Annotated in this window: 21 protein-coding genes and 2 pseudogenes; 10 read left to right on the forward strand and 13 right to left on the reverse strand. The window is 65.8% G+C overall.

Features of this window, described 5'->3' with window-relative positions:
- Positions 1-18 precede the first annotated feature (18 nt).
- From ACZ92H_RS12500 to ACZ92H_RS12520, 5 genes are read left to right on the forward strand one after another with little or no spacing between them, the layout of a single operon-like run.
- Positions 19-762, forward strand: a complete 744-nt coding sequence (locus ACZ92H_RS12500; protein WP_465049585.1) for an SDR family NAD(P)-dependent oxidoreductase — start codon at positions 19-21, stop codon at positions 760-762.
- A gap of 17 nt (positions 763-779) precedes the next feature.
- Positions 780-1175, forward strand: a complete 396-nt coding sequence (locus ACZ92H_RS12505; RefSeq protein ID WP_290599650.1) for a VOC family protein — start codon at positions 780-782, stop codon at positions 1173-1175.
- A gap of 1 nt (position 1176) precedes the next feature.
- Complete coding sequence (locus ACZ92H_RS12510; protein WP_465049586.1) at positions 1177-2160, forward strand: saccharopine dehydrogenase family protein; 984 nt, start codon at positions 1177-1179, stop codon at positions 2158-2160.
- A 10-nt stretch (positions 2161-2170) separates the two neighbouring features.
- On the forward strand, positions 2171-2497 hold the full coding sequence (locus ACZ92H_RS12515) for a nuclear transport factor 2 family protein (protein WP_465049587.1): 327 nt from the start codon (positions 2171-2173) through the stop codon (positions 2495-2497).
- A gap of 15 nt (positions 2498-2512) precedes the next feature.
- On the forward strand, positions 2513-3061 hold the full coding sequence (locus ACZ92H_RS12520; protein WP_465049588.1) for a nuclear transport factor 2 family protein: 549 nt from the start codon (positions 2513-2515) through the stop codon (positions 3059-3061).
- Positions 3062-3136: 75 nt separating this feature from the next.
- On the opposite strand, the pseudogene ACZ92H_RS12525 reads toward ACZ92H_RS12520, so the two are convergent.
- Positions 3137-3283, reverse strand: a pseudogene (locus tag ACZ92H_RS12525) (transposase domain-containing protein); the annotation flags it as partial.
- Positions 3284-3359: 76 nt separating this feature from the next.
- Between ACZ92H_RS12525 and ACZ92H_RS12530 the strand changes: the two are divergent.
- Positions 3360-3855 (forward strand): annotated as a pseudogene (locus ACZ92H_RS12530) (transposase); the annotation flags it as partial.
- 62 nt (positions 3856-3917) lie between these two features.
- On the opposite strand, the gene ACZ92H_RS12535 reads toward ACZ92H_RS12530, so the two are convergent.
- The 3 genes from ACZ92H_RS12535 to ACZ92H_RS12545 all read right to left on the reverse strand — a co-directional run bounded on the left by ACZ92H_RS12535 (position 3918) and on the right by ACZ92H_RS12545 (position 8077).
- Complete coding sequence (locus tag ACZ92H_RS12535; RefSeq protein WP_465049589.1) at positions 3918-6290, reverse strand: membrane-bound PQQ-dependent dehydrogenase, glucose/quinate/shikimate family; 2373 nt, start codon at positions 6288-6290, stop codon at positions 3918-3920.
- Between the two features lie 60 nt (positions 6291-6350).
- Positions 6351-7046, reverse strand: a complete 696-nt coding sequence (locus ACZ92H_RS12540; protein ID WP_465049590.1) for an MFS transporter — start codon at positions 7044-7046, stop codon at positions 6351-6353.
- Positions 7047-7171: 125 nt separating this feature from the next.
- Positions 7172-8077: a LysR family transcriptional regulator gene (locus ACZ92H_RS12545; RefSeq protein WP_465049591.1), complete on the reverse strand. Its 906-nt coding sequence runs from the start codon at positions 8075-8077 to the stop codon at positions 7172-7174.
- Positions 8078-8195: 118 nt separating this feature from the next.
- Here ACZ92H_RS12545 and ACZ92H_RS12550 point away from each other — a divergent pair, with 118 nt between their 5' ends.
- From ACZ92H_RS12550 to ACZ92H_RS12565, 4 genes are read left to right on the forward strand one after another with little or no spacing between them, the layout of a single operon-like run.
- Positions 8196-8624: a (R)-mandelonitrile lyase gene (locus ACZ92H_RS12550; RefSeq protein WP_465049592.1), complete on the forward strand. Its 429-nt coding sequence runs from the start codon at positions 8196-8198 to the stop codon at positions 8622-8624.
- Positions 8625-8631: 7 nt separating this feature from the next.
- Positions 8632-9420, forward strand: a complete 789-nt coding sequence (locus ACZ92H_RS12555; protein ID WP_465049593.1) for a carboxymuconolactone decarboxylase family protein — start codon at positions 8632-8634, stop codon at positions 9418-9420.
- Between the two features lie 15 nt (positions 9421-9435).
- Positions 9436-9960 (forward strand): (R)-mandelonitrile lyase, encoded by a 525-nt coding sequence (locus ACZ92H_RS12560; RefSeq protein ID WP_465049594.1) that lies wholly within the window; start codon positions 9436-9438, stop codon positions 9958-9960.
- A gap of 3 nt (positions 9961-9963) precedes the next feature.
- Positions 9964-11142, forward strand: coding sequence for an MFS transporter (locus tag ACZ92H_RS12565; protein WP_465049595.1), 1179 nt, complete (start codon positions 9964-9966; stop codon positions 11140-11142).
- A gap of 577 nt (positions 11143-11719) precedes the next feature.
- Here ACZ92H_RS12565 and ACZ92H_RS12570 read toward each other — a convergent pair.
- The 9 genes from ACZ92H_RS12570 to ACZ92H_RS12610 form a co-directional block, all read right to left on the reverse strand.
- A complete protein-coding gene (locus ACZ92H_RS12570) occupies positions 11720-13324 on the reverse strand; it encodes an aldehyde dehydrogenase (NADP(+)) (RefSeq protein ID WP_465049596.1) in 1605 nt (534 codons plus the stop codon).
- A gap of 45 nt (positions 13325-13369) precedes the next feature.
- Positions 13370-14500 (reverse strand): lactonase family protein, encoded by a 1131-nt coding sequence (locus tag ACZ92H_RS12575; RefSeq protein ID WP_465049597.1) that lies wholly within the window; start codon positions 14498-14500, stop codon positions 13370-13372.
- Complete coding sequence (locus ACZ92H_RS12580; RefSeq protein WP_465049598.1) at positions 14497-16095, reverse strand: methyl-accepting chemotaxis protein; 1599 nt, start codon at positions 16093-16095, stop codon at positions 14497-14499. Before ACZ92H_RS12580 ends, ACZ92H_RS12575 begins: the two co-directional genes overlap by 4 nt.
- 1 nt (position 16096) lies before the next feature.
- Complete coding sequence (locus ACZ92H_RS12585; protein ID WP_465049823.1) at positions 16097-17353, reverse strand: MFS transporter; 1257 nt, start codon at positions 17351-17353, stop codon at positions 16097-16099.
- Between the two features lie 72 nt (positions 17354-17425).
- On the reverse strand, positions 17426-19315 hold the full coding sequence (locus ACZ92H_RS12590) for a hypothetical protein (protein WP_465049599.1): 1890 nt from the start codon (positions 19313-19315) through the stop codon (positions 17426-17428).
- Positions 19316-19365: 50 nt separating this feature from the next.
- Positions 19366-21801 (reverse strand): efflux RND transporter permease subunit, encoded by a 2436-nt coding sequence (locus tag ACZ92H_RS12595; protein ID WP_465049600.1) that lies wholly within the window; start codon positions 21799-21801, stop codon positions 19366-19368.
- 5 nt (positions 21802-21806) lie between these two features.
- Positions 21807-22973 (reverse strand): YCF48-related protein, encoded by a 1167-nt coding sequence (locus tag ACZ92H_RS12600; protein ID WP_465049601.1) that lies wholly within the window; start codon positions 22971-22973, stop codon positions 21807-21809.
- Positions 22970-24328: a DUF1329 domain-containing protein gene (locus ACZ92H_RS12605; RefSeq protein ID WP_465049602.1), complete on the reverse strand. Its 1359-nt coding sequence runs from the start codon at positions 24326-24328 to the stop codon at positions 22970-22972. Before ACZ92H_RS12605 ends, ACZ92H_RS12600 begins: the two co-directional genes overlap by 4 nt.
- 25 nt (positions 24329-24353) lie before the next feature.
- Positions 24354-25958: a DUF1302 domain-containing protein gene (locus tag ACZ92H_RS12610; RefSeq protein WP_465049603.1), complete on the reverse strand. Its 1605-nt coding sequence runs from the start codon at positions 25956-25958 to the stop codon at positions 24354-24356.
- Between the last annotated feature and the right edge of the window lie 147 nt (positions 25959-26105).

Here is a 26105-nt window from a genome sequence, read left to right on the forward strand (position 1 = left end):
ATCTACTGGAGGAATCGAATGAAGATTGTCATCGTGACGGGCAGCAGCCGTGGCATCGGCGCCAGCACTGCACTGGAATGCGCCAAGCGCGGCATGGGCGTGGTCGTCACTTACAACAGCAATCCGGAAAAAGCGGAAGCGGTCGTACAAGCCATCACGGGGACGGGCGGAAAGGCGGTTGCGCTGAAGCTGGACGTTGGCAACAGCCAATCGTTCGCCGATTTCCGCCAGGCGTTGGATGGCCAGCTGGCCGCCGTCTGGGGCCGAAACAGCTTCGACTTCCTTGTCAACAACGCCGGCCACGGGCTGTATGCGCCGATCGCTGAGGTCACCGAGGCGCAGTTCGACGGTCTGTTCAACATCCACCTCAAGGGGCCGTTTTTCCTGACTCAGGCGCTGCTGCCGCTCATCGAGGACGGCGGCCACGTGGTCAACGTCACCAGCGCAACGAGCCGGGTAGCGACGGCTGGCGTGGCGCCGTATGCCGCTTTCAAGGGTGGTCTGGAGGTACTTACGCGCTACATGGCCAAGGAATTCGGCGCGCGCCGCATTCGGGCCAACTCGATCGCGCCGGGTGCGATCCGCACTGGGCTGGGCGGCGGACTGACACCGGAATTCGAGGCTATGCTGGCGGACCAGACGGCGCTCGGCCGGGTCGGCGAGCCGGAAGAAGTCGGCGGCGTTATCGCCAGCTTGCTGTCCAATGAGAACCGCTGGATCAATGCTCAGAACATCGAAGTCGCGGGCGGCTACATCATCTGAATCAAGGAGAACGCATCATGCTCGATCACGTTTTTATCTGCGTCAGCGATATCGCTCGCTCGATTGCCTTTTACGAAAAAGCACTGGCGCCGCTGGGCATTGCCCATGCGCTTGACTACGACGGCCGCCAAGGCCCGGCAGGTCACCCGGACCTGAAAGGTTTCGGCGCCAACGGCCGCGTGTTCTTCTGGCTGCGCGAAGGGACGGTGGACGGCCGCGCTGCCCATGTGGGCTTCGTCGCCGATAGCCAGCGCATGGTCGACGCGGCCTTTGCCGCGGCGATGGCCGCCGGCGCCACCGACATCCATCCGCCCGGACCGCAGTTGCACTATGACCCACGCTATTACGCCGCGCAGGTGCGCGACCCGGATGGCTATAGCCTGGAATTCGTCTACAAGGAATGGCAGCACTGATATGAAGAAATTAATGATTTATGGCGCGACCGGCTACACCGGCCGCATGGCGGCGCAGTACGCCGCAGGGGCAGAAACGCCGCTTATCCTTGCTGGACGCAATGAAGCGACGCTCGCATCCATGTCCGCGATGCTCGACCTGGAGTACCGCGTCTTCGCACTCGAAGACACCGCAGTGCTTGATTCATCACTCGGCGATGTCGGTGTCCTCCTCAATTGCGCAGGTCCGTTCGCAAGGACGTCCAATGTCCTGATGAAAGCCTGTATTCGCCAAGGCGTGCACTATCTTGACGTCGCCGCAGAACTTGACAGCTACCGTCTGGCCGAAGTGCTCGACGGCGAGGCGAAAGCCGCAGGTGTGATGCTACTGCCAGGCAGTGGCGGCAGCGTGGCAATGCTCGGCTGCCTTGCCGGACACGCCGTCGCAAAGGCAAATCATCCATCAAGCATTCAAGTGGCCATGCATGTATCCGGTGGTTTGTCGCGAGGCTCCGCCGTCAGCGCCATGGGCAGCGTCACCGCCGAGACCCTTGCGCGCCACGGCGGAGGGCTGGTTGTGCGGCCGCACGGAACGGTCCGAAAACTCGACTTTGGCAAGGGGGCAGTGGATTGCTTTCAGGTCACCCTTCCCGATCTGATTACGATCTGGAAATCAACTGGCATTCCTGACATTGAGACGTTCGTCCACGTTACCGGTGACGGATTCCCTCAAGGTGATCTCTCGGCACTGCCGGATGGGCCGAGTGAGCAGGAACGGCTGGCCCATCGTTATCAGGCCGTCGCCGAGGTCACCAGTTCAGATGGCAGTGTTGTCCGCTCGGTGCTCGACACGGTCAACGGCTACACGTTCACCGCTACTGCCGCCGCCGAGGCAGGACGGCGCGTTCTTGCCGGCGAGCACCGTTCTGGTTTTCAGACCCCTGCCATGCTTTTCGGCAATGGTTTTGCCGAGACCATTGCCGACACCACGATCGTCGACGCTTGAGGAGCATGTCATGGAAAAGCTGGTTGATCAATTTATACGACTCGCCAATGCCTTTGACGTCGAGGGAACGTTGGCTCTCTTCACATCCGATGCGGTCATCGAAGACGTTTCGGTGGGCAATGTTTTCGCCGGCATCGAAGGTATTCGTCGCTACCTCGAACAATTCTTCGTCGGTTATAGCACCGCGAGCAAGTTGTTGTCGCTAGAGCAACCACACAAGCTGGTGGCGCTTGCTCGCCTTGACTTCACCGGCACCTTTGGCCACGAGATTGGGTCGCTCCGGATCCAGGCCAACACGGCAGGACTGATCGAACGCATCGACGCCGCTCTTGAGTAACCATTAGAGAAAACAATGATTGGCGCCTTCAAGGGTGCCGATGCCGGGACTGGCTGCATTTCGCAAGCCGCCGGTTCAGCAAAGGAATTACTTATGACCATGTCACCATCACTTGCCAACGAGGCCGCCGACCGGCTTGCGGTAGTCGATACCCTGTACCGGTTCGCCGCCGGCATCGACCTTCGAGACAAGAACCTGCTATCGTCCGCACTGGCAGAAAATGCCATTTCGGACTTTCGCCCAGCTGCCGCCAAGGCCGGGTTTGAATATCCGGTGATTGAAGGTAGAGACTATATCGTTGCTGCCCTCACCGCGTCTCTCGCGACGTTGGATACGACTCACTCCGTGACCAACCCACGTGTCACCATCGACGGCGACACCGCGCGGCTGGATGTGCTCGTAGAGGCCCAGCATGTCCCACGGCAAGATCCGACTCGCCACTATCTGATGAAGAACCGCTACGATGTTGAGCTAAAAAGAAGCGACGACGTCTGGGTCATCACGCGGACCACCGTCGACAACGTCTGGCGTTCTGGGGATCCGGCGGTCCTTTCCGTCGTATAAGCGTCGGACCACAATCGTCTTGAACGGTCATTCAATGTGACCGATGACGTCCAAGCACTGGGAGGCGGGTGTTGGTCAGGCAGGGTTTGAATGCCGAAGGAAATGCCATGGCAGGAACTCGTCCGCGCGGTAGACGGGGTGATCACCGATGTGTACCAGCACATGGCGCAACCAAGCTTCGGGCTCGATCCCGTTCAGCTTGGCTGTGCCGATCAGCGAGTAAGAGCGCCTGACATCCAGAGAAACAACGGCCGCGATGCTGGTCAAACTCACCTGACATCGTTTTCGGGGGGCCACCATGGCCGAAGCACTTCTTCCTGACGACCTGTGGGCGCTGATCCAGCCTTTGCTACCAGCATATCGTCCTTCCCCCAAAGGCGGGCGCCCTCGCATGGACGACCGCGCCGCTTTGACCGGCATCCTGTTCGTCCTCAAGACAGGCTTGCCTTGGGAATATCTTCCCCGTGAACTGGGCTGCGGCAGCGGCATGAGTTGCTAACCTGCCCCAATCCCACCGACCGCGGCAATCTCGGTTGCAAGCACCATCTGCTCGTCGATCAACGCGGTCTGCCTCTGGTGGCGAGCATATCAGGGGCTCAGGTACATGATTCCCGCATGCTGGTTCCCCTGCTTGAGGCCGGCCCTTCAGTAGCTGGGCTTGCCGGCCGGCCACGCAAACGTCCTGCCAAACTGCATGCCGAGAAGGCCTCTGCTTCGCGCGCCCATCGGGCCTGGTCGGCCCACGCCTAGCCCGCTACGGCATCGAATCACGCGAGCGTCCGGGTAAATGGCGCTAGGTGATTGAACGCACACTGGCCTGCCGTACGATCATGTCGATGCTAGGCGCCAGACGGAGCTAGCGCGGCAGCGCATAGGCGACGATATAGTCGCCCTTCTGCGTAGTCGCGGAGTTTCCACCTGCACTGATGGCGACGAACTGGCGACCGCTACGCGGTGACAGGTAGCTCATCGGCGTCGCCTCCGCGCCTACCGGTAATTGGGCGCTCCAGCGCTGCGCCCCGGTGCGCACGTCGAAAGCACGCAACTGGAAATCCTGGCTGGCACCGATGAATACCAGGCCTGACGAAGTCGTCAATGGTCCGCCGCGGGTGGGCATGCCGATCGGGATCGGCATGCGGGTGGCAATGCCCAAGGGGCCGGTTTCCTGCGTGGTGCCCAGCGGGACCGACCAGACGATCTGGCGCGTAGTCAGGTCGATCGCCGTGAGCGTGCCGTATGGCGGCTGCTGACAGGGAATGCCCAGCGGCGACAGGAACCGGCGCTGCTCGACGCCCCACGGCGTACCCGCCTGCGGCGCACTGCCCTCGTGCCCGCCGTTGGCCTGCACCTTGCGGTCATAGTCTTCACGCGGCACCAGCTTGTTGGTCACGGCCACGCGGGTATCGTTGACGATCAGGTAGCCCAGGTTTTCGGCAATGCTGACGGAGCCCCAGTTCATGCCGCCCAGCCAGCTTGGATACTGGATGGTCTGGCGTTCGCTAGGCGGCGTGAAGATGCCTTCGTAGCGCGACTGGCGAAACGCCACGCGGCACGCCAGCTGGTCGACCAAGGTCAGTCCCCACATGCGCGCTTCGCTGAGCGGCTCGGTGCCGATGGACGGCATGCCCACCGAAAATGGCTGGGTGGGCGCAAGCCGGTCGTCGGCCATGCCGCCCTGCGGCACGGGGCGCTCCTCGACCGCTGCGACCGGCTTGCCGTTGCGGCGGTCGAGCATGAAAATTTCACCGCGCTTGGTGGTCTGGATCAGGGCCGGAATGACGCCGCCGTGGCCGTCGGCGACATCGTACAGCGCCGGCTGTGATGGCACGTCATAGTCCCACAAATCATGGTGCACGGTCTGATATCTCCAGCGCTCCCGGCCCGTCTCGATGTCCAGCGCGACGACCGAGGACGAATAGCGGTCGCTGGCCGCGCTGCGATGGCCGCCCCAGAAATCGGGCGTCGAATTGCCGGTCGGCAGATAGATCAGACCCAGCTTTTCGTCAAACGACGGGATCGACCAGACATTCGGCGTGCCCGGCGTGTACGAGCCGCCTTCCGGCGGTAGTCGGGTGATGGCCGGGTTGCCCAGGTCCCAGGCCCAGGCCAGGGCGCCGCTGCGTACGTCGAAGGCGCGTACCACGCCGGACGGTTCGCCCACCTTCTGGTTGTCCCACACCAGCCCGCCGACGACGATCAGATCACGCACCACGGTTGGCGCGGCAGTGGGGAAATACAGCTCGGGATTCGGATTCTGCATGCCCGGACGCAGGCTGACCACGCCATGCTCGCCGAAATCCTCGCAAGGTTTGCCGCTCGCGGCGTCGACCGCGACAATGCGCGCATCGACCGTGGTGGCAATGATGCGGCGCGTGCATGCCGGCGCCGCAGCGGCCGCAGGTGCCGTGCCATCGGCGCCGGCATCGTGATACGCCACGCCGCGGCAGCGCGGATAGACCTTGTTCGGCGCGGCATGGGAATCGAAGCGCCAGCGCTCCTTGCCCGTCTCGGCATCCAGGGCGAAGATTTTGCTCGACTGCGTGCAGCCATACAAGGTGCCGTCGATGTGCAGGGGCGTCACCACGTGCGCCGCGCTGCCGCTGGGAATCTCGCCCGTGCGATAGGTCCAGGCGACTCTCAAGCTGGCGACGTTGGCGGGGGTGATCTGCTCGAGCGGCGCGTGCCGGGTGCCGGATGCGGTGCGTCCGAAATGCGGCCAGCCGGCCGCCGCGACCGTGCCGACAGCCAGGCCCGCCACCGGTGCCGGTGTCAACTGTGCCGTGGCAAGAGGACGCGGCTGCAAGCTGGCATAAAAAGTCAGGCCCAGCGCAATCGCCAGGGCTGAGGCCAACAGCTGGGCCGGGCGGCGCCGGAACGCGTCACCGCCCCGCTGAAAGGCTGGCATTAGCAGCAATAGCAGCAGGGCCAGCACCGCCATGGCGAACAGGCGCGAAAACAGGGGCCAGAAAGTGAGGCCTGCTTCCCACAGCGACCAGGCGACCGTTACGGCGAACACGGCAAGGTACAGCGCAGCTCCCAGCGGGCTGCGCCGAACGATGAGCCAGCCGGCCGACGCCAGTGCCAGTCCCGCCGGGGCGAAAAACCAGGAACCGCCGACCGCTATGAGATACGCCCCGCCGGCCAGCATGGCAAGCCCGTACAGCAGGATCACCAGGCCCAGCAAGATCAAAGCTGGCACGGCTGCTTTCATGGTTTTTTCAGTCGACATGCATATTCTCCGCTTCATTGATGGGATTGTTTCCTGGCCGCCCGCATGGGCCGCGCCACTTCACCGCTGCCACACTGGCGATGTCATCGGGTGCCGCCGCCCTGCCCGGCCAGGCAGAAAGAGCCATGCGCACAGCATGCTGGCGACGCCCATCCAGGCGATGCCGTTCAAGGTCGACCGGGCGCCCGCGAACATGCCCACCGGTGCGAAGCCAACCATGCCGGTGCCGTACTGCACGCTGCCAAGCAGCGCCGAGACGGCACCGGCGCCCTCGTCGAAATGGCTCGAGGCGCCGGCAATGGCATGGGCGCTCATGAAACCGTTCGCCGCCACCACGAAAAACAGGGGAACGGCGACGCCGCCCAGGCCGCCCCAGCCTTCCAGTGCGTCGAGCGCGGCAACGGCGCCTGCCAGCGCCGCCATGCCGGCCCCGAAACGTATCAGCGCGTCGGCGGAAAAGCGTTTCTGGAGCTGCATGTTGATCCGGTTGGTCAGCATGATCCCCGACACGCCTGCAGCGAAGAGCATGGCGTGCCATTGTGGCGATACATGCAAATAGGCAATGTAGAGGAACGGCGAACCTGCCACGCAGGCGAAGCAGGCGTCAGTGTCCAGCGCTTCGGCCATGGACGGCATCGCCGGCAGATACAGGTCCGTCGAGATAGACGCAAACGCCATCAGGGCGCCGAGTATCGCTACCGTGCGCAGCGACTGCGGGCCGCTCGCTTCCATCCAGTGTGGTGTTGCTCCCTCCATGTCATTTCCCCAGACAGTCATCAGCGGACGATGTTAGCCAGGTCCTGAACATTGATCAATTCAGGTAAAACGCATGCACTTATGAAAATGACTCATGAAACGAGCTGCCAGGCGGATCCAGGCCCTTACGTTTGCGCAGGACGGTAGCGCAAGGCCTCGACCACCAGCTGCATCGCCCGCGACGATTGCCGGCGGCTGGCGTAATACACGTGCAGGCCCGGCACGCGCGGATACCAGTCCTCCATGACGCGGCGCAGGCGGCCCGTCGCCACGTGCGGCTCGGCGAGGTCCGTCGGCACGTAGGCAAGGCCCATGCCGGCCAGGGCCGCATCGAGGATCTCATAGGCGCCGTTGAATGCATACTGGCCTTCGACCCGGACCTGGATGGCGCGCCCGTCTTTTTCCAGTTCCCAGACATAAAACGCATCGTGCGTCGGCAGGCGCAGATTGATGCAGTTGTGCATCATCAGGTCCTGTGGCGTCATCGGCGCTTGCCGTCCGTCCAGATAAGCGGGCGCGCCGACGATCGCCATCTGCAGGTCAGGACCGATGCGTGCCGCGATCATGTCCTTGGCCACCTGGTCGCCATGGCGCACGCCGATGTCATAGCGTTCGGCAACAATGTCAGCCAGGCCGTAGTCGTTAATGATCTCTACCCGGATTTGCGGATAGTCGCGCAGGACGGGTGCCAGGCGCGGCAGCAGGATGGTGCGGGTGGCGTAATCGGTCGAGGTGATGCGGATGCTGCCGGCCGCCTTGTCGCGAAACTCGGCCACAGCAGCCAGTTCTGCCTCGATGTCGTCGAAGTGCGACGGCACGGTTTGCAGCAGGCGCTCGCCTGCCTCGGTGGCCGAAACGCTGCGCGTGGTGCGCGTCAGCAGGCGCACGCCGAGCCGCGCCTCAAGGGCGCGCACGCTGTGGCTCAGGGCAGACTGCGAGACGCCCAGCTGCGCCGCAGCGCGCGTAAAGCTGTGCTCGCGCGCCACCGCGATAAAGAACAGCAGATCGTTGAAATTGTTTGTGCGTGCCATTTATGATTCATTTTCATAAGTATTTGCAGATTATAGCCACTAGTCGCATCAACGCCTTGGCCCTATAGTAAATAAGACATGGCGGCGGTTTCGCCGACTCATTCATAAAGGACATTCCATGGAACTGAAACGTGCAGCAACGCTCATCACGGCCGCGGGTCCCGAAGCCTGTTTTACTGGCCAGGTACGTGTACAAATGCTGAGTAACCCGGCGGCGCCAGCCCGCACCTCGTGCGCCAATGTGACATTCGAGCCTGGCGCCCGCTCTGCATGGCACACCCATCCGCTGGGCCAGACGCTGATCGTTACGGCCGGTTGCGGCTGGACCCAGTGCGAAGGCGGGCCGATAGTGCAGATCCAGGCGGGCGACGTGGTCTGGTGTCCGCCTGGTCACAAGCACTGGCATGGCGCAACGCCGACCACGCCCATGACGCATATCGCGGTGCAGGAAGCACTCGACGGCGTAGCGGTGGTGTGGCTGGAGAAAGTCACGGACGCGGAATATGCCGTCGGCCTGCCTGCCCAGTGCGCCGACCATGCCTGCTAAGCCCGTGATGAAATCCTGCGCAGCACCTGCCATCGCGGCCTGCCTGAGCCTGGGTGCCTGTGCCACCTTGCCGCAGCACTCAACGGCGCTTGGCGCCCGGCACGCGTCCACGCTGGAGGACATGCAGGCGGTCTCGCCGGGCCTGGCCCGCTACACCACGGACACCGTGCATGGTGGGCTATGGGCGCGCCCGCAGTTGTCGCCACGGGACCGCAGCGTCGTCACGCTGGCGGTGCTGATTGCCCGCAACCAGTCCATCGACTTGCCCTATCAGCTGGACCTGGCGCTCGACAATGGCGTGACGCCAGGCGAAATCTCCGAAATCATCACCCATCTGGCGTTTTACTGCGGCTGGGGCAATGCCACAGCCGCCGTGACGGCGGCCAAAATCGTGTTCGCACAGCGCGGCGTCGGGCCGGCGCAACTGCCGCCGGCCCGGCCCGTACTGCTGCCGCTCGACCTGGAAAGCGAGGCGCGGCGCCAGGCCGCCGTGATGCAGAGCGTCGGCGCCACGGCGCCGGGCGTGGTGGAATACACCACCGACGTGTTGTTCCACGACCTGTGGCTGCGTCCTGGCCTGGCACCGCGCGACCGCAGCCTGGTGACGGTCAGCGCGCTGGTCGCCAACGGCCAGGTGGCGCAACTGAACTATCACCTGATCCGCGCGTTGGACAATGGCTTGACGCAAGAGCAGGCGTCAGAGGCGATGACCCAGATGGCGTTCTACGCTGGCTGGCCCAGCGTCTTTTCGGCACTGCCCGCCGTCAAGCAAGTGTTCGCGCAGCATCCCCATTAACCGAAAGGAAAGCCCATGCCGTTTCACCTCACCGGCAGTGTCGCCCTGCTCGTCTCCGCCTTGCTGTACGCGCCTCACGCCGCCAACGCGCAAGCGCTGCAGCAGGAGATCTCACCTGCAGCAACGCGTCCGGCCATCGACGCGCCGGCGCGCTTTTTTACGGGCCGGGTGCGCATCACGCCCCTGTTTGAGCCGACACCAGAGGCACCGCTCACGGGCGGCGTCGTCACGTTCGAGCCGGGCGCGCGGTCGGCCTGGCATACCCACCCCACCGGCCAGCGCCTGGTGATCGTGGCCGGCACCGCCCGGACCCAAGCGTGGGGCGGACCGGTGATCGAGCTCCAGCCCGGGGACGTGCTGTGGTGCGCTCCCGGCGTCAAGCACTGGCACGGCGCGACGCCATCGGCGCCCATGACCCATCTGGCGCTGACCGGCACTGTCGATGGCAACAACGTCGCCTGGATGGAGCAGGTCAGCGACGCAGAGTACGGCGCCAGCACGCCTCCGGCAGGCCGGCATTCATTCTTACACGATATGTAAACTATGGAATATCAAAACAAGGCGCTGGTCTGGAAACTCAGCTTTGGTATTTTTGGCATCCTTACCACGGAACTGGGCGTGGTCGGCATCCTGCCGCTGATCGCCGACACCTTTCACGTCAGCGTGACGCAGGCGGGATGGCTGGTGAGCATCTTCGCGCTGGGCGTGGCGCTGGCAGGACCGGTCATGCCGTTGCTGTTCTCCGGCGTCAACCGGAAAACAGCCATGTTAGGCGTGCAAGGTATTTTCGTACTCAGCAATCTGGTCTGCATGGTGACGGACAATTTCACCGTGCTGCTGCTGGCGCGCCTGATTCCCGCGCTATGCCATCCCGTCTATTGCACCCTGGCCTTCACCATCGCTGCAGAAACGGCAGGCCCGCGCGACGCTTCCAAGGCGGTGGCCAGGATCATGATGGGTGTCTCGGCCGGCATGGTATTCGGGGTGCCGGTTAGCAGCTTGATTGCAGGCGCGACCTCGTTTTCCGCCGTAATGCTATTCTTCGCCGCCGTCAATGCGCTCGCTTTCATGCTCACCCTGCTGACCATGCCGTCGATGCCGGTGGACTCCAGGGTTGCCTACGGCACGCAGCTGAGCCGGCTGCGTAGCGGCCTGACGTGGATTTCCCTGGCTACCGTGGCCTTGATCGCCGCCTCGATGGCCAGCGTGTACAGCTACGTGGCCGGCTATCTGAAAAACGTCGCGCAGCTGGCGCCACACACGCTGAGCCTCACCCTGCTGCTGTTCGGCCTGGCCAGCATCTGCGGCAATCCTGTGGCGGGCCGGCTACTGAGCACGAACCCGCTGCGGGCCGTGTTTCTCTTCCCGTTCGTGCTGGGCCTCATCTATATCGCCCTGTATTTCGTTGCTGCCTCCACCTTGACGATGCTCGTGTTAGCCTGTCTCTGGGGCGTGGTGTACGGCGCCGGCAATAATTTCCAGCAATACTGGATCGCCTCGGCTCTACCCGACAGCCCCGAACTGGCAACGGGGCTGTTTCTGTCCTTCGGCAATATCGGGATCACTCTGGGTACCACTATCGGCGGCATGTTCATTGCTGGGATGGGTATCCGGTCGATCATCTTTGGTGGCCTGGTCTTCCTGGCGCTGACATTCGTGTCCATCCTTATCCGCAACTTGATGCTGAGGCAGATCCCGGCGCCGGTGCTTGCCGTGAAATAAACCACATCGTGCTGGTCACCAAAGGCCGTGTGCCGACCAGCCCCGATTCAATGACGGCGGCCTGCCGCGCTGCCACTTGCAGCGAGCGCTCGACGCCTCGCGCTCTGTCGGCCGGGCCTCTGTTCGAGCTGTGCCGTATTTGGCGGCGCTGGCAGCGATGCGGTGGCCTTGCCCCGGCATCACTGGCACAGCCTGTCGGCAAGGCGGTCTTTGCCTTGGTGTTGACCGCCCGCTGCCACGTTTGGAGGCCTGCGCAAAAGATGTTCCTGAACGAGGGCTGCAACGCAATAAGTTGTATTTATAGCATATTTTCCAGATACGCCAGGGACGCTAAAACTTCCTGCGGACATCCCCCCTGAAAATTGCGATTACAACCCATTACTAACGTATGTATCCCAGGCCGAATCGTGGCGTATAGCCGATGACCCGCAATCGTGGCCAACGTCCGCAATGGGGGCGGAACCGGACGATGCGATTGGAGCAGAACGCCATCGGCTACTGAAACATCACACCTGAGGCGACGATAAGCCTCAGGTACTATCGACTTGGGCAATCAAAATGACACACCGTGTACTCCCTAGCGTGGCGACCGGAACCGGCCTTGAGTGGCAAGCCGCAATGTGCCATCCAGACGATAGCTCAATCCCAGCGGATTGTCCGCTTGCAAGGCAGCAGGCAGCAGCGCATCCGGCATGTCCTGATAGCTGATGGGACGCAGGAAGCGCGCGATGGCCTGGCTCCCGACCGAAGTGGTGCGGCTGTCCGAGGTCGACGGATAGGGACCGCCATGCACCATGGCATGGCCTACTTCCACCCCCGTGCCAAAGCCATTGACGAGGAGACGTCCGACACGCCGCTCCAGGGCCGGCATCATCTGCGCTGCAGCGGCATGATCGGCCGTGTCGATATGCAGGGCCGCCGTCAGCTGCCCTTCCAGCGCCTCGACGATGGCGTGCATGGTAGCCAGGTCGGGACAGCGCACGAGCAGCGCCGCCGCGCCAAAAACTTCGTCCTGCAGGGCCGGATCCCGTTGAAACGCCTCGGCCGTGGTGGAAAACAGGGCAGGTTGGCATTGGCAGCCACTGCCATGCTGACCGCGCGCCTCGACGCGCACGTCCGCATGCCCCGCCAGGGCCGCCACCGACGCGGCATAGCTGCCGTGGATGCCGGGCGTAAGCATGGTTGCGGCCGGCACATCGGACAGGGCCGTTGCTGCGGCGCCGAGGAAGCGCTCCAGGTCCGGCCCGTCGACGGCCAGGAGCAGGCCGGGGTTGGTGCAGAACTGTCCCGCGCCCATGGTCAGCGCCGCGGCGAAAGCCTTGCCGATGGCCTCGGCACGGGCCGCCAGCGCATGCGGGAACAGCAGCACCGGGTTGATGCTGCTCATTTCCGCATACACGGGAATTGGCTCATGCCGCGCCGCCGCCAGCCGCATCAGGGCCGTGCCGCCGCTGCGCGAGCCCGTGAATCCCACGGCCTTGATGCGATGATCGCTGACGAGACTTTGGCCTATCTGGCGGCCGCTGTCGAACAGCAGCGAGAACGTGCCTTCCGGCAAGCCGCAGTCGAACACGGCTTGCTGGACCGCCCTGCCCACCAGCGCCGACGTGCCCGGATGCGCTGAATGGGCCTTGACGATGACGGGGCAACCGGCCGCCAGCGCCGACGCCGTATCGCCGCCGGCGACGGAAAACGCCAGCGGAAAATTGCTTGCGCCAAACACGGCCACGGGACCGAGCGGGATCTGGCGCATGCGCAAGTCCACGCGCGGCAGCGGCTGGCGCGCGGGCTGGGCCGGATCGATGCGCAAGTCGAGAAAATCGCCGGCGCGCACGACGGCCGCAAACAGGCGCAGCTGGCCCACCGTGCGGCCCCGTTCGCCTTCCAGGCGGGCGCGCGGCAGGCCGCTTTCCGCCATGCAGCGCTCGATCAGCGCATCGCCGATGGCCAGGATATTGACGGCGATCTGCTCCAGGAAGGCGGCCCGCTCGTCCAGCGTGGTTTCACGGTAGGCATCGAAGCCTTGCCACGCCAGCGCGCATGCCTGCTCCAGGTGCTCCAGGGCGGCGCCGCCAAAAGCGGGGTCCAGGATGGCGCCCGTGGCGGGATTGGTGGCGTAAATGCTGCCGTTGGTCCCCGCAACATGGCGGGCGCCGATGAGTAAATCAGTCGAAACAGACATATTTTCTTTCAGTGAAATAAAATCGTGCGCCAAATCGTGCACCACTCAGGGCATGAAACTGAGATTGACGGGCGCCGGCACCGCCACCGAGATGCCCGTGTCCGACAGCCTGCCGCTGGCCATATCGACGCCGAAGACGTGCACGCCGCCGCTGCGCTGGTTGGCCACCAGCAGCCATTTGCCGGAAGCATGCAGGGCAAAGCTCCACGGCGTCTCGCCGCCAGAGCCGATGCGCTGCAGCGAGGCCAGCTTGCCCGACGCCGGGTCGACGCCGTACACGAGCAGCGCGTGTTCACCCCGGTTGGCGACATACAGGAAGCGGCCGTCGGCCGAGCGCGCGATTTCCGCGCCGCTCTTCGTGCCGGCGAACCCGTCGCTGCTGATGGCCACCGTCTGCAGCAGCGACAAGCTGCCCGGACCCGCCTCCCAGCGCAGCACCATGACTTCGGCGCTCAGTTCATTGAGCAGGTAGACGAAGCGCCCGTCCGCGCCAGCCACCAGGTGGCGCGGGCCGCTGCCGGGCGGCGCGCTGAACGCCTGCCCGGGCGACAACATCCGCGTGGCGGCATCGTAGCCATACACGAAGACGCGGTCGGCTCCCAGGTCCGGCACCAGCAGGTAGCCGCCGCCGGGGGCGATGGCGCTGGCGTGCGCATGCGCGCTGGCCTGGCGCCGGTGCGGGCCGGAACCGTGGGCTTGCAAGGTCGACACCAGCGGCCCCAGGCTGCCGTCCGGCAGCACGGCGATGCTGGCACTGGAGCCGCCGGCGAAATTGGCGGCGAACAGGGTCTGCGACGGCACGTCCAGCCACAGATGGGTGGCGCCGTTGCCGCCCGTGGGCGCCTCGTTCAGCTTGCGCAAGGCGCCGCTGGCGCGCTCCACGGCAAAGGCGCTGACCGTGCCTGCCTTGCCGCTGTCGTCATCGACGGCGTAGAGAATGGGCAGTTGCGGGTGCGCCAGCGTCCAGGTGGGACGCAAGCCCCCGGCCACGGGGCCGATCAGGTCCAGCTGGCCGCTGGCGGGGTCGAAGCGCAGCGCCTGGATCTGCCGCCCCTGCGAGCCGACGTACACGAGTTCGGCACGCGCGGCGGGCATCAGCAGCAGAAGCAACAGCAGCTGCACCGCCAGTGCACGCGCGCAGCGGGCCAGCATTTGTTGGTAGTCAATCAAGATCATGAAGTCTCCAGTGTCAACAGGGCATGCCCGGACGAGCGTCTTGCGGGGTCAGCCTGGCGGAAGACGGCCACGGCCTGCACCAGCTGCGCCGCCTGCCGCTTCAATCCCGCCGCGGCGGACGCGCTTTCTTCCACCAGCACGGCGTTTTGCTGGGTCGCGCGGTCCATCTGCGCCACCGCCTGCCCCACTTCGCCCACGCTGCCGGCTTGCTGCGCGCTGGCCGTGCTGATCTCGGCGACGATGTCCGTCACGCGGCGGATCGATTGCACGATTTCCTGCATGGTGGCGCCCGCCTCGCCCACCAGGGCCGCGCCCTGGCCCGCCTGCGCCACGCTGCCGCTGATGAGGGTCTTGATGTCGCTGGCGGCCGCCGCGCTGCGCTGCGCCAGGCTGCGCACTTCGCCCGCGACGACGGCAAAGCCCCGTCCCTGTTCACCCGCGCGCGCCGCTTCCACGGCCGCATTCAGGGCCAGGATGTAGGTCTGGAAGGCGATGCCGTCGATCACGGCAATGGCTTCGGCGATCTTGGCCGAACTGCCCTGGATGCCGCGCATGGTCTGCACCACCTGCCCCACCAGCGCGCCGCCGCGCTCGGCCACGCTGGACGCGCCCTGCGCCATCTGCCGCGCTTGCTGGGCGTGGTCCGCGTTGTGGCGCACGGTGGCGCCCAGCTGTTCCATGCTCGCGGCCGTCTGCTGCAGCGCGCTGGCCTGCTGTTCCGTGCGCTCGCTGAGGGCCAGGCTGCCCTGCGCGATGCGCGCACTGGCGCTGGCCACGGCCTGCGAATTGCCGCGCACCTCGCCCACCACGCGCCCCAGCGCCTGCTGCATGTCGCGCAGGGCTGCCAGCAGGGGAGAAAATTCATCGCGCGCGTCGTCGTGCACGGCCACCGTCAGGTCGCCGTCGCGCACGCGCTCGGCCACGGCGCGCGAGACGGCCACGCGGCGTCCCAGCACGCTGGCCACGTGCCAGGACAACAAGCCCAGCCCGCCGATGGCAGCGGCGGCCAGCGCCAGCAGCACGAGCAGGGTGCGGCGCGCTTCGTCTACCACCTCGCCCAGTTCGCCCCGCAGCGCGGCCTCCTGCGCCTTGACCGTGTCGCGCAGGGCCGCCAGCAATTGCGTGCGGGCCGGCACCGTCTTGTCGACCAAAAAGGCAAACGCCTCGGCCGCCTGCCCCTGTTCGATCAGCGCCACGTCCTGCGCGGCCACGGCCCAGAAGGTGTCGAGCAGTGGCGGCACCGTGGCGTAGCGCGCGCGGTCGTCGTCCGTCAACAGTTCGCGCTGGTAGTCGGCCATGGTCTGCGTCACCTGGCCGCGCTTTTCGGCGATGCCCGCCAGCGCCCGCTGCAATTCCGGGGCATTGCGCGCCAGCATGGCGTGGCGCAACAGCAGCAGCACGCGCGTCACTTCCAGCTCCGTGGCCGAGACGCGCTGCAATTGCGGCACGCGCACGCTGGCCGTGCGCTGCGCCACGGCCGTCACGTGGTTCAGGGTCATCCAGGCAAACAGGGCCACGCCGGCGAAGGCCAGCGACAGGGCGCCGGCCACCAGGTGCAGGCGTCGGGCGATGCCCGGCGAATTAAAGAGTGTCATGTCAGTGGGTTCCGGGTAAAGGCATGGCTGGCGCCACGGTGTCGGGCGCCAGGTCGTTGGCGCGGGGCGCCCATTTGCGCCGCATCAGCACCACGGTGCTGGTCGCCCCCGCCAGCAGGAAGCCGAAGATGGCCAGCATGGGCAACTCGTAGCTGCCGCCCACGTGCAGCAGCCAGCCAGACAGGCTGGCCGAGACGCCGCCCGCCAGGCTGGTCGCCACCTGCTGCAAGCCCGTGTTCAAGCCCACGGCCTGCGTGGGGATCAGGGTCAGCTTGCACAGCGCCAGGTTGTTCGCCGTGGCCAGCCCCAGCAGGGACAGCGACAGCACGTTCCAGAACAGCGCCAGCGGCAGGCTGGGCGCATACGCCCCCAGCAGCACGGTGGTGCCGCCGATGAAGCCGGCGACGACGAAGCACTTGCGCACCAGCACGGCATCGTGCCCGCGCGCAATGATGCGGTCGGCCGCCCAGCCGGCGACGGCGGCGATGAGGGCGATACCGGCAAAGCTGAAGAAGGTGTACAGGCCCGACTGTTTCAGGGACAGCCCCCGCTGTTCCACCAGGTAGGCAGGCATCCAGCTCATGCAATAGAAGGTGAAATAGCCATAGCAAAAGTTATTGATCAGGCCGCCCCACACGACGGGGCTGGCCAGCAGGTTCGACAGCGGTACGGAGGCGGCGCGCCGGCCCGCCGCGGCCAGCTGCCCCTGCGTGGGGAAATCGTCGCGCACCAGGCGCAGCCAGGGCGCCAGCCACAATAATCCAGCCAGCCCCGTGAAGATGAACATCCATTGCCAGGAATACGTGACGATCATCCACGCCGCCAGCGGCGCGCCCAGCGCCGGGCCCATCTTGCCACCGATGGAAAAGATGCCCAGCGCCGTGCCCTTGTGCGTTTCATCGAAGTTGTTGGCCAGATAGCGGTAGGTGGCGGGCACCACCACCGCTTCCGTCACGCCGATCAGCAGGCGCATGAGGATCAGCGCCGACAGGGTCGTTACCAGTCCCGTGGCCGCCGCGGCCAGGCACCACAGCACGAAGCAGATGGCGTAGGGCCGCTTGACGCCATAGCGGTCCACCATCCAGCCCATGGGCAGCTGCACCAGGCCGTAGGACCAGAAGAAGGCCGAGGCGAGCCAGCCCCGCTCCACGTTCGTCAAGGCAAACTCCCGCACGAAGCCGGGGTCCGCCAGCGCCGACGACAGGCTGGTGCGGTCGACAAAGGCGATCATCAGCCCCAGCGCCAGCAATGCCAGGATGGCCCAGGGGTTTTCCGCCGCCCGCGCCGCCTGGCCGTGCGCCGCGCCCGCCCGCTTCTCCGATGGCACGGCTTAGCCCTGCGGCAGGTACAGCGGCATGGAATCTTCCCACTTGCTGTCCGTCACGATGCGCTTGTCGCTGCCGTCCGCGTTCATCACGTAGATCTGGCCGTACTGCTGGAATGTCTGCTCGTACAAGGCCGCCTCGTCGCGGAAGCCGTGCTGCGAGCCGCTCCACAAAATGCGGCCGTCGGCGCTCCACACGGCATGGCCATCGCTCGACTCGTGGTCGGTGCAGCGGTACAGGCCCGTGCCGTCCGGGCGGATGGTGTAGACGTCGTAGTTGCCCGTGTCGTCGCGGCGCGTAAACACGATGCGCTGGCCATCCGGCGACCAGCCCGGCATGTTATCGAGCGAAGTCGTCAGCACGCGCGACTTGCGCGTGGCCAGGTCCAGCACGCGGATGCCCTTTTCCTGCGCGCTGAAGACGCGGTAGGCCAGTTCCTTGCCATCGGCCGAATAGCTGGGGAAGCCCGAGTGCAGGCTGCCGTCCGTCAATTGTTCGGCGCCCGTGCCGTCGCGGCGCACGCGCCACAGGGCCGCCGTCATGGTGCTGCGCTCGGCGAACCAGTAGCCGAGGCCGAAGGCGATCCACTCGCCATCGGGCGACCAGCACGGCTGGAATGCGCCTGCCAGGCCCATGCGTACCTTCGCCTCGTTCAAGCCGTTGCCCTGCGATTCGAAGACCTTGCGCTTTTCGCTGCCGTCGGGGCGCATGACGTAAATGGAACTGTTGCCCAGCTGCTTATCCGTAAACACCACCCAGCCGTCGCGCGACATGAGCGGATACACGTCGACATGGCGGTAATCCCAGTCCTTGTCCCAGCTGAACAGGGGTTTGAGCAGCGGGCGCACGGGCTTGAAGGCCACTTTTTCATAGATGACGGACTGGCCGTCGGCCGTCCAGCTCGGCGAACGGATGAAGGCCTGCTTCACGGGCGCGCGCTGCGAGGTGTACGCCAGCCCTTCGTTCGGCCCGTACTTGATCAGGTAGGCGATCTCGCCATCGCCCAGGTACTGCGGCTGCAGCTTCAGGTCGGTGCCCATCGTGTGTTCCTGGCGCGCGCCGCTGGCCACGTCGACGGACACGATCTGCGAATACGCCTTGCCGATGTAATTCGGCCGCCGCGCGCCCCAGGTCGCTTCCACCGTCATTTCATAGAAGACGATGCGCTTGCCGTCCGGCGACCATTTCGGCGAACCGAGGCAATAGCCGGGGCGCGTGGCCACCTGGCGGAAGCCGCTCCCGTCGGGGCGGATGATGTAAATACTCAATTCCTGCGTATGTTCCCAGCCATGGCCCTGGTCATGCCCCGTCCATTCCGTGTTGCGGTCGCTGGAAAAAGCCAGCCACTGGCCGTCCGCCGACCAGGCCGGGCGGAAATAGCAGTCGGGCTTGCCCGCCTTGCCCTGCACGGCGCCGAGGCCCGTCAACTGGCGCAGCTGGCCGGTCGCCATGTCTTGCAACCAGATATTCGCGCGGTAGCCATTGCGCGTCGACACGAAGGCCAGCGTGCGGCCGTCCGGCGACAGCACGGCCGCGTCATCGACGGAATCGCTGGCCACCACGGAGGTGATGGCACTGCCGTCCGGGCGCGCGCGGTAGACGTCAGACTGGCCGTCGCCGCGCCGCTCCGAGGTGAACAGCAGCCACTCGCCATTCGGCGACAGGCTGGCGTTGTATTCGAAGGCCGTATCGCCCAGCAGCTTGCGCTCGTTCGTGCCATCGAGGTTGGCGATGAACAGTTGGGAAACGGAGGGGGCGATGCGGTTCATCAGCATTACACCCTTCTTTTTTACCGCCGCGCTGGCGATACCCTGCGCCTTGGCCAGGGTGGCGAACGGCAACTGGCTTGCCAGTGCTGCCGAACCGAACAGGCGTAGGACTTTTCGACGATCCATGAAGTGCTCCTTTATTGTAGTTGTTAAATTCACGGTATTGCTTAGGCGCACTATTTTCGTGCCCCACTATACGTATTTCGTTTGTGATAAACATCGTGCACTGCATCATTGCGTGCCTGCGCGGCAGCCTGCGGTTTGAGCAGGAAACTGGCCAGCGCCGGCAGCAGTACCAGGGCGCCGATCATGTTGACGATGAACATGAAGGCCAGCAAAATGCCCATGTCGGCCTGGAACTTGATGGGCGAGAAGGCCCAGGTGGCCACGCCCAGCGCCAGGGTCACGCCCGTCAGCATCACGACCTTGCCCGTCAACAGCAGCGCGCGGTGATACGCCTGCGCCAGTGGCAGGCCCAGGCGCATCTGCGCCAGCATGATGCTCAGCACATACAGCGCGTAGTCGACGCCGATGCCCACGCCCAGCGCCGTGACGGGCAAGGTGGCCACTTTCAGGCCGATGCCCAGCCACACCATCAAGGCCTCGGCCAGCACCGAGGTGAGCGCCAGGGGGATGATGGCGCAGGCCACGGCGCGCCAGGAACGGAAGGTGAAATACGCCAGCGCCACCACGGCCGCATACACCAGCAGCAGCATTTCATGGTTGGCCTTTTCTACCACGGCATTGGTCGCCGCCTCGAAGCCCGCATTGCCGGCCGCCAGCAGGAATTGCGCATCGGCGCTGTCGTTATCCCTGGCGAAGGCCGCCACCTCAGCGCTGACGCGGCGCAGGGTGGCCGCCTTGTGGTCGCTCAGGTACACCTGCAGTTGCAGCAGCGAAAAGCCGGCATCGACCAGGCTGCGCGGCGCGCGCGAACTGGCCGTGTTCAGCGCCGCCTGGTTCGGCTGCAGCTCGTACCAGCGCGGATTGCCTTCGTTCATGCCCACGGCCGTCTGGCGCGCCAGCGAAGCCAGCGATTGCGTCGTTTCCACGCCCTCGACCTGGCGCAAGCGCCATTCCAGTTCGTCCACCTTCGCCAGCACGGCATGCCGCATGGCGCCCTGCACGGGCGTGCGCACCATCACCACCAGCACATCGCTGCTGGTGCTGTAATGGCGCGTCAGGTAGACGTTGTCGAGGTTGTAGCGCGACTGCGGCCGCAGCTCGGGCGCGCCCGCGTCCAGGTCGCCCACCTGCAGTGCGCGGCTGGCATGCAAGCCATAGCCGCCCAGCAAGACCGCCGCCCCGATGGTGGCGATGGCCCAGCGCCGGCCCGTGAACTTGCACAGGAAAGTCCACAGGGTGCGGCCGCCAGCGTCCTGGCTGTCGGCCAGGGCGGCGCGGCGCGCGGCGCGGGGACTGACGCCCGTGTAGCTGAGCAGCACCGGCAGCAAAATCAGGTTGGTCAGCACCAGGATGGCCACGCCCAGGCTGGCCGTGATGGCCAGGCGGCGGATGGAATGGATGTCGAGCATCATCAGCACGGCGAAGCCCACGGCGTCGCAGGCCAGCGCCGTGAAGCCGGCCATGAACAGGCGGCGGAAGGTAAAGCGCGCCGCCACCAGGCGCGGCATGCCGCGGCCGATGTCCTGCATGATGCCGTTCATCTTTTGCGCGCCGTGGCTCATGCCGATGGCAAACACGAGAAACGGCACCAGCACCGCGTACGGGTCCAGGGTAAAACCCAGCAGCGGCAGCATGCCCAGCTGCCAGACGACGGCCACCAGCGAACAGGCCACGACCAGCAAGGTGCTGCGCAGGCAGCGCGTGTACCAGAACACGACCACCGTGACGATCAGCGCGGCCAGGGCGAAGAACAGCGCCACCTGACGCAGGCCGTCCAGCAGGTCGCCCGCCACCTTGGCAAAGCCCGTGATGTGCAGCGCCACGTGCTGGCCCGCGTACTTCGCGCGCAGGCTTTCCAGCTGCCGCGACAGGGCCGCGTAATCGAGTTCATGGCCCGCCTCGTCGCGCTCGGCCAGCGGCACGATCAGCGCGCTGGACTGGAAATCGCGCGCCACCAGCTGCCCCACTTCGCCCGAGCGCTCGATATTCAGGCGCACGCGCTGCAAGGCGGCGGGCGAGCCGTCGTAGTCGTCGGGGATCACGGTGCCGCCTTCGTAGCCCCGTTCCGTGACGGCCGTCCAGCGCGTGGACGGCGTCCACAGCGACTTGAGCTGGCCGCGCACGACGCCATCGAGCAGGAAGACGTCGTCATTCACGTGGCGCAAGGTTTCCAGGTAGCCCGCGTCGAGGATGTTGCCGCTGCCCTGCTGCTCGACGACGATGCGCAGGCTGTTGGCCTGCGACACGAGTTTTTGCCGCTCGGCCTGGTAATTCTGCAGGTACGGGTGGTTCATCGGCAGCATGCCGTCGAAACTGGCATTGGGCACGATGCGGGCAGCCTGCCAGCCGAGCAGCACGGTGATCAGCAGGCACAGCGCCAGCAGCCAGCGGCGGTGGCCGAAGACGAAGCGCTCCAGGCGGCTGCCGGACTGCGGGTCGAAGGGAAGTTTGCGTTCGGCTTGCGTTGCTTCGGTATCGGGATGCATGGCGTTCATGGTTGTGCGGTTTTCGTGAGACTGGCGCGGGCGCCCTGTGGCGCCAGCGCGCGGGCCAGCTCGGCCGGGGACAGACGCAGCAGGCCGCGCGTGCCGGTGATCAGCAGGCCGCCATCGGGCGCCAGGGCCGCGCCCGTGAAGGGAAAGCGGGTCGTCATGGGCAGCGCGGCGAAGGTCTGGCCCTGGTCGCGGCTGGCCACCACCTGCCCGGCGGCGCCCAGCAGCAGCACGGTTTCATCGGGCAATTGCAGGCCCGCCAGCAGCGAGGCGTCGACGGGCGTGGCCACTTCCTGCCACGGCGCGCCGGGCTGGGCGCTGCGCAGCACCTTGCCGCGCAGGCCGAACAGCACCAGGGCGCCGCCTTGCAGGGGGAGTGCGCCGAACAGGCTGCCTTTCGCGGGCGAGGCCTGCGCGGCAAACGCCGCCGCGTCCGGCATGCCCTGCCCCGCCGCGCGCAGCAGCAAGCCCTGCTCGCCGAACAGGAACTGCTCGTGCTGGCGTTCGGCGATGCCGTAGTACGTGCCGCCTTCCGGGTTCGGCAGGTGGCGCATCTGCGCCAGCCAGCTGGCCCCGCCGTCGCTGCTGGAAAAGGCCAGGCCGTAGGCGCCCACCACCAGCACGCTGCCGTCGGCGCGCAGGCCGATGTCGAGGAAGGGCTTGTCGGCGCCTTCGTCGACGAAGCGCTGCGCATCCTGCAGCAGCAGATTCAAGGGGTGTTCGGCTTGCGCCGGGTCGGGCTTGACGGCGTCCCACGCCTGCCGCGCCGCCTGTCCGGCCAGGGCGGCGGCGCGCAGGCCGTCGAACACGCGCGTCCAGCTGGCGCCGCCATCCGTCGTGCGCAGCACGGCGCCCATATTGCCCACCGCCCAGCCTTCCTTGCCATTCGCGAAGCGCACGGCCGTCAGGCTGACGCTGACGGGCACTTTCGATTGCGTCCAGTGGCGCCCCGCATCGTCCGTGTAGATGACCAGGCCCCGCTCGCCGACCGCCACCAGCCGCTCGCCGGCTCGCGCGATGGCCAGCAGATGGGCCGCCGTCGGCCGGGCCACCGCCAGGGCGGGCCGCTGCAGCGCCGCCGGCAAGGCGCTGGCGGTCTGGGCCAGCGGGGCGGCAGCGGCCAGCAGCGCCAGCATGCCGGCGCACAGGCAGGACTTGCTGCTCAACGCACGCCTCCGCTGGCCAGCGCGCCCGAGGTGAAGCGGCTCAGCTGCTTGCTGTCGAAGTCCTGATAGGACACGCCGCCCGTTTCATTGATGGCCGCCGCATACACCCAGCCGCCCGACAGCAGGTCGTGCCAGGTATAGCTGAGGGTGCTGGCGGACGGCTCGTCGCCGGCCAGCAGGGTGTAAGCCTGGCCCGTCTTCCACAGCTTGCCCTGCGCATCCCAGGTGTCGGCCAGCACGGCTTGCCACGTGTCCTCGTCCAGGTACAGGCGGCGCTTGGCGGCCACGTTGCGCTTGCCGGACGCCAGGGTGGCTTCCAGCACCCACACGCGGTGCAGTTCCCAGCGCACGGCGTCCGGATTCAGCGTGCCCTTGCCGATGACGGCGTTGACGGGCTTGCGGAACAGGCCGTTGTTGTTGTACGGGATATAGATTTCCTTCTTGCCCAGCAGCTGCACCTGGTAGCGGTCCTGCGCGCCGATGAACAGGTTGACGTCGTCGAAATTGGCCAGGCCGGCCGCCGAGGCGTCCGGCGTGTCATACACCAGCGAAGGCGACTTGCGCACGCGGCGCTGGCCCGGCACATACTGCCAGCCATCCTTCGGCTTGCTGTAATTGTCGACATAGTCGATGGTCATCATGGCCTGGCCCGAATTGGCGGGCGGTTCCGTGATGTCCAGGCGCGCGCGCGCCCACTCGCCGCTGAACGCTTCCGGCTTGCCCTTCGGGTCGTAATACGGATAGGCCAGGCTGGTGCGCTGGCGGTTGGTCAGCACGCGGTCGCCATTGGCCGTCATCACGTATTTGTCGGCCGTAAAGCTGGTCAGCTGGCCACGGTAGCTGAGCATGTGGTTCCACAAGGCTTCGTGGCCATTCTTCGGCACGGGGAACGGGATGCCGCCGTACGCGCCCTCCACTGTCAGGCCGCCATTGGCCAGCTTGGCGCGCGCGGCGTTCTGCGCCACGGCGTCGTAGACGGCCGGCGCGAACACGGCGCTGCGGTGGCTGGGATAGACATCGATGCGCATGGCCGGCCACTTGGCCAGCAGCGCCCGCGTGCCGTCCGTGAGCTTGTCCGCATGCTGGGCGGCATTCGCGGCCGTGATCGACAGCAGCGGCTTTTCCGCCGCGTAGGGGTCGGCGCGCTTGTTGTCGGCCCCCACCGTCATGGCGACGGGCTTGCCGTCCCAGGCGGGAATGCTGCCATCCTTGCTGGCGCCCCGTTCGGCGCCGTAGGGCGTGAGCGCGCCCGATTTCAGGCTGGCGCCCGCTTGCGCGGCGGCGTCGCCGGCGCTGGCCAGGGCCAGGGCCAGGGCCAGCACGAGGCTGGCGGTATGCATGATGGATGCTTTCATGATTGTTTGTCTCCTTGGTATTTTTTTAGAAGCTGGTTTGCAGGCTGAAGCGGAAGTAATCGCGGTCCAGCAGCGCCTGCGACGTGGCCTTGCCCCGGTAATTGATGAACGACAGGTTGCCCGTCCACTTGGTCAGGTACACGCCCGTCACGCCGACGATGAGTTCGCCGCCGTGGTCGGGGCTGCCGGAAAACGGAAACGCCGTGTCGATCACGGAGCGGCCCTTGAACGACCAGCCCAGGTTCAGCGGCACGCTCAGGTCCAGGCCCGGCGCCACCTGGTACCAGGTGGGCGTAAACACCACGCGCCCGCCATAGCTGGTCTTGTTGAGCGTGGTGTCCACCTTGGCCGCGTTGCGCTCGATGCTGTTGAGGTGGTTGGCCGACAGTTCACCCACCAGGCTGGAGCCGTCCCACAGGCTGGAAGCGCCGCCTATCATGGTGCCCGACAGGTTCAGGTGCGCCGTGCGGCCCGTGGGGTAAGGCGTGTTGTCGTCGAGCCAGCTGCTGCCCGCGCCCGCCGGCAAGGTCACCGTGCCCGAGCGGGCCACCAGCGGCTGGCCGTAGCGCATCGACGCTTCCAGGCCCAGGTTGGCGCTGCCGACCAGGCGCGAAAGGCTGGCGCCAAAGGCGCGCACATTGTTGGGCACGGCCAGGAAGTAGCGCTGGCTGGCCGCCTGCGTGACGATCTGCATCGAGGTATCGTTGTAGCGGATCGCATACAGGCCGATGTCGGCGTCGAGCAGTTCGCTGCGCGTATTCAAGGCGAGGCCGAAGTTGTTCGGCAGGTCGCCCTTCACCTGGCCCGCATACTTGAGTTTCAAGGGGCCCGCATACATCGATTCGGCGCCGTCGCCCAGCATGTCGGTCGCGCTCAGGTAGCTGCCGGCCGGATGCAGACGCGTGGGCCGGTACTTGAACTGCACATACGCTTCCACGCTGGTGTCGTTGCTCAGTTGCAAGGTGCTCGACAGTTGCGGCACGGGGATGGTGGTTTCCTTCGCCTGCGCGCCGGGAATCGACAGCTTGTACAGGTCGATCGGCGCCATGCCCTTGGCGATGCCGTTCATGCCGAAGAACAGGGTGGTGCCCCAGATCAGCGAGTGCTGGCCCAGGCGGTAGGACAAGGTGGCGTCGCCCAGCTGGTTCCTGCCGAAGACGAACCAGTCGAGCATTTCCGCATTGCGCCCGCCGATGCGCCGCGTGTCGGGGGAAAATGCGTTGTAGGGAGCGGACACGTTGTTGCTGGTCGCCTTCGAGGTGTTCGAGGTGCCGCTGTTGTAGACCGTGTCATACCAGGCGGCGGCGCTCAGGCGCAGGCCGAAGCCGTCCTTCTGCACGTCGAATTCGGACAGCAGGTCGGCGCGGTTCGAGATCAGGCCCTTGCTGAAATTGCGGTCGCCATCGTCGTTGTTCACCTTGGCGGCGCCGCTGATCAGGGCGGCCGAGGGCGAATCGATGCGGTAGCCGGCGCTGTACTTGATGGTGTTGTCCCAGCGGATTTGCCACTCGCCGCCGGGGTTGAGGTCGGCCGCGCCGGCCGGCGCGCCGATGGCCACCAGCATGGCGGCGAGTATCGTGAGCGCCTGCCGCGGCGCTGCGGAGGTGCTGCTTCCTGCGTGCTGTTTCATCGTGTCTCCTTGATCGTTCTTATAGTTTTGGGTACTGCACCGGCGCCCGCCGCCTCTGTGGGCGGGTGGGCCGGTCCTGCATGGATAGAATATGGGACGCGCCGGCCGGCGTCTCTGCACAAAAGACAGATTCACTGGCACTTTTGG

This window comes from Janthinobacterium foliorum (assembly GCF_978021625.1).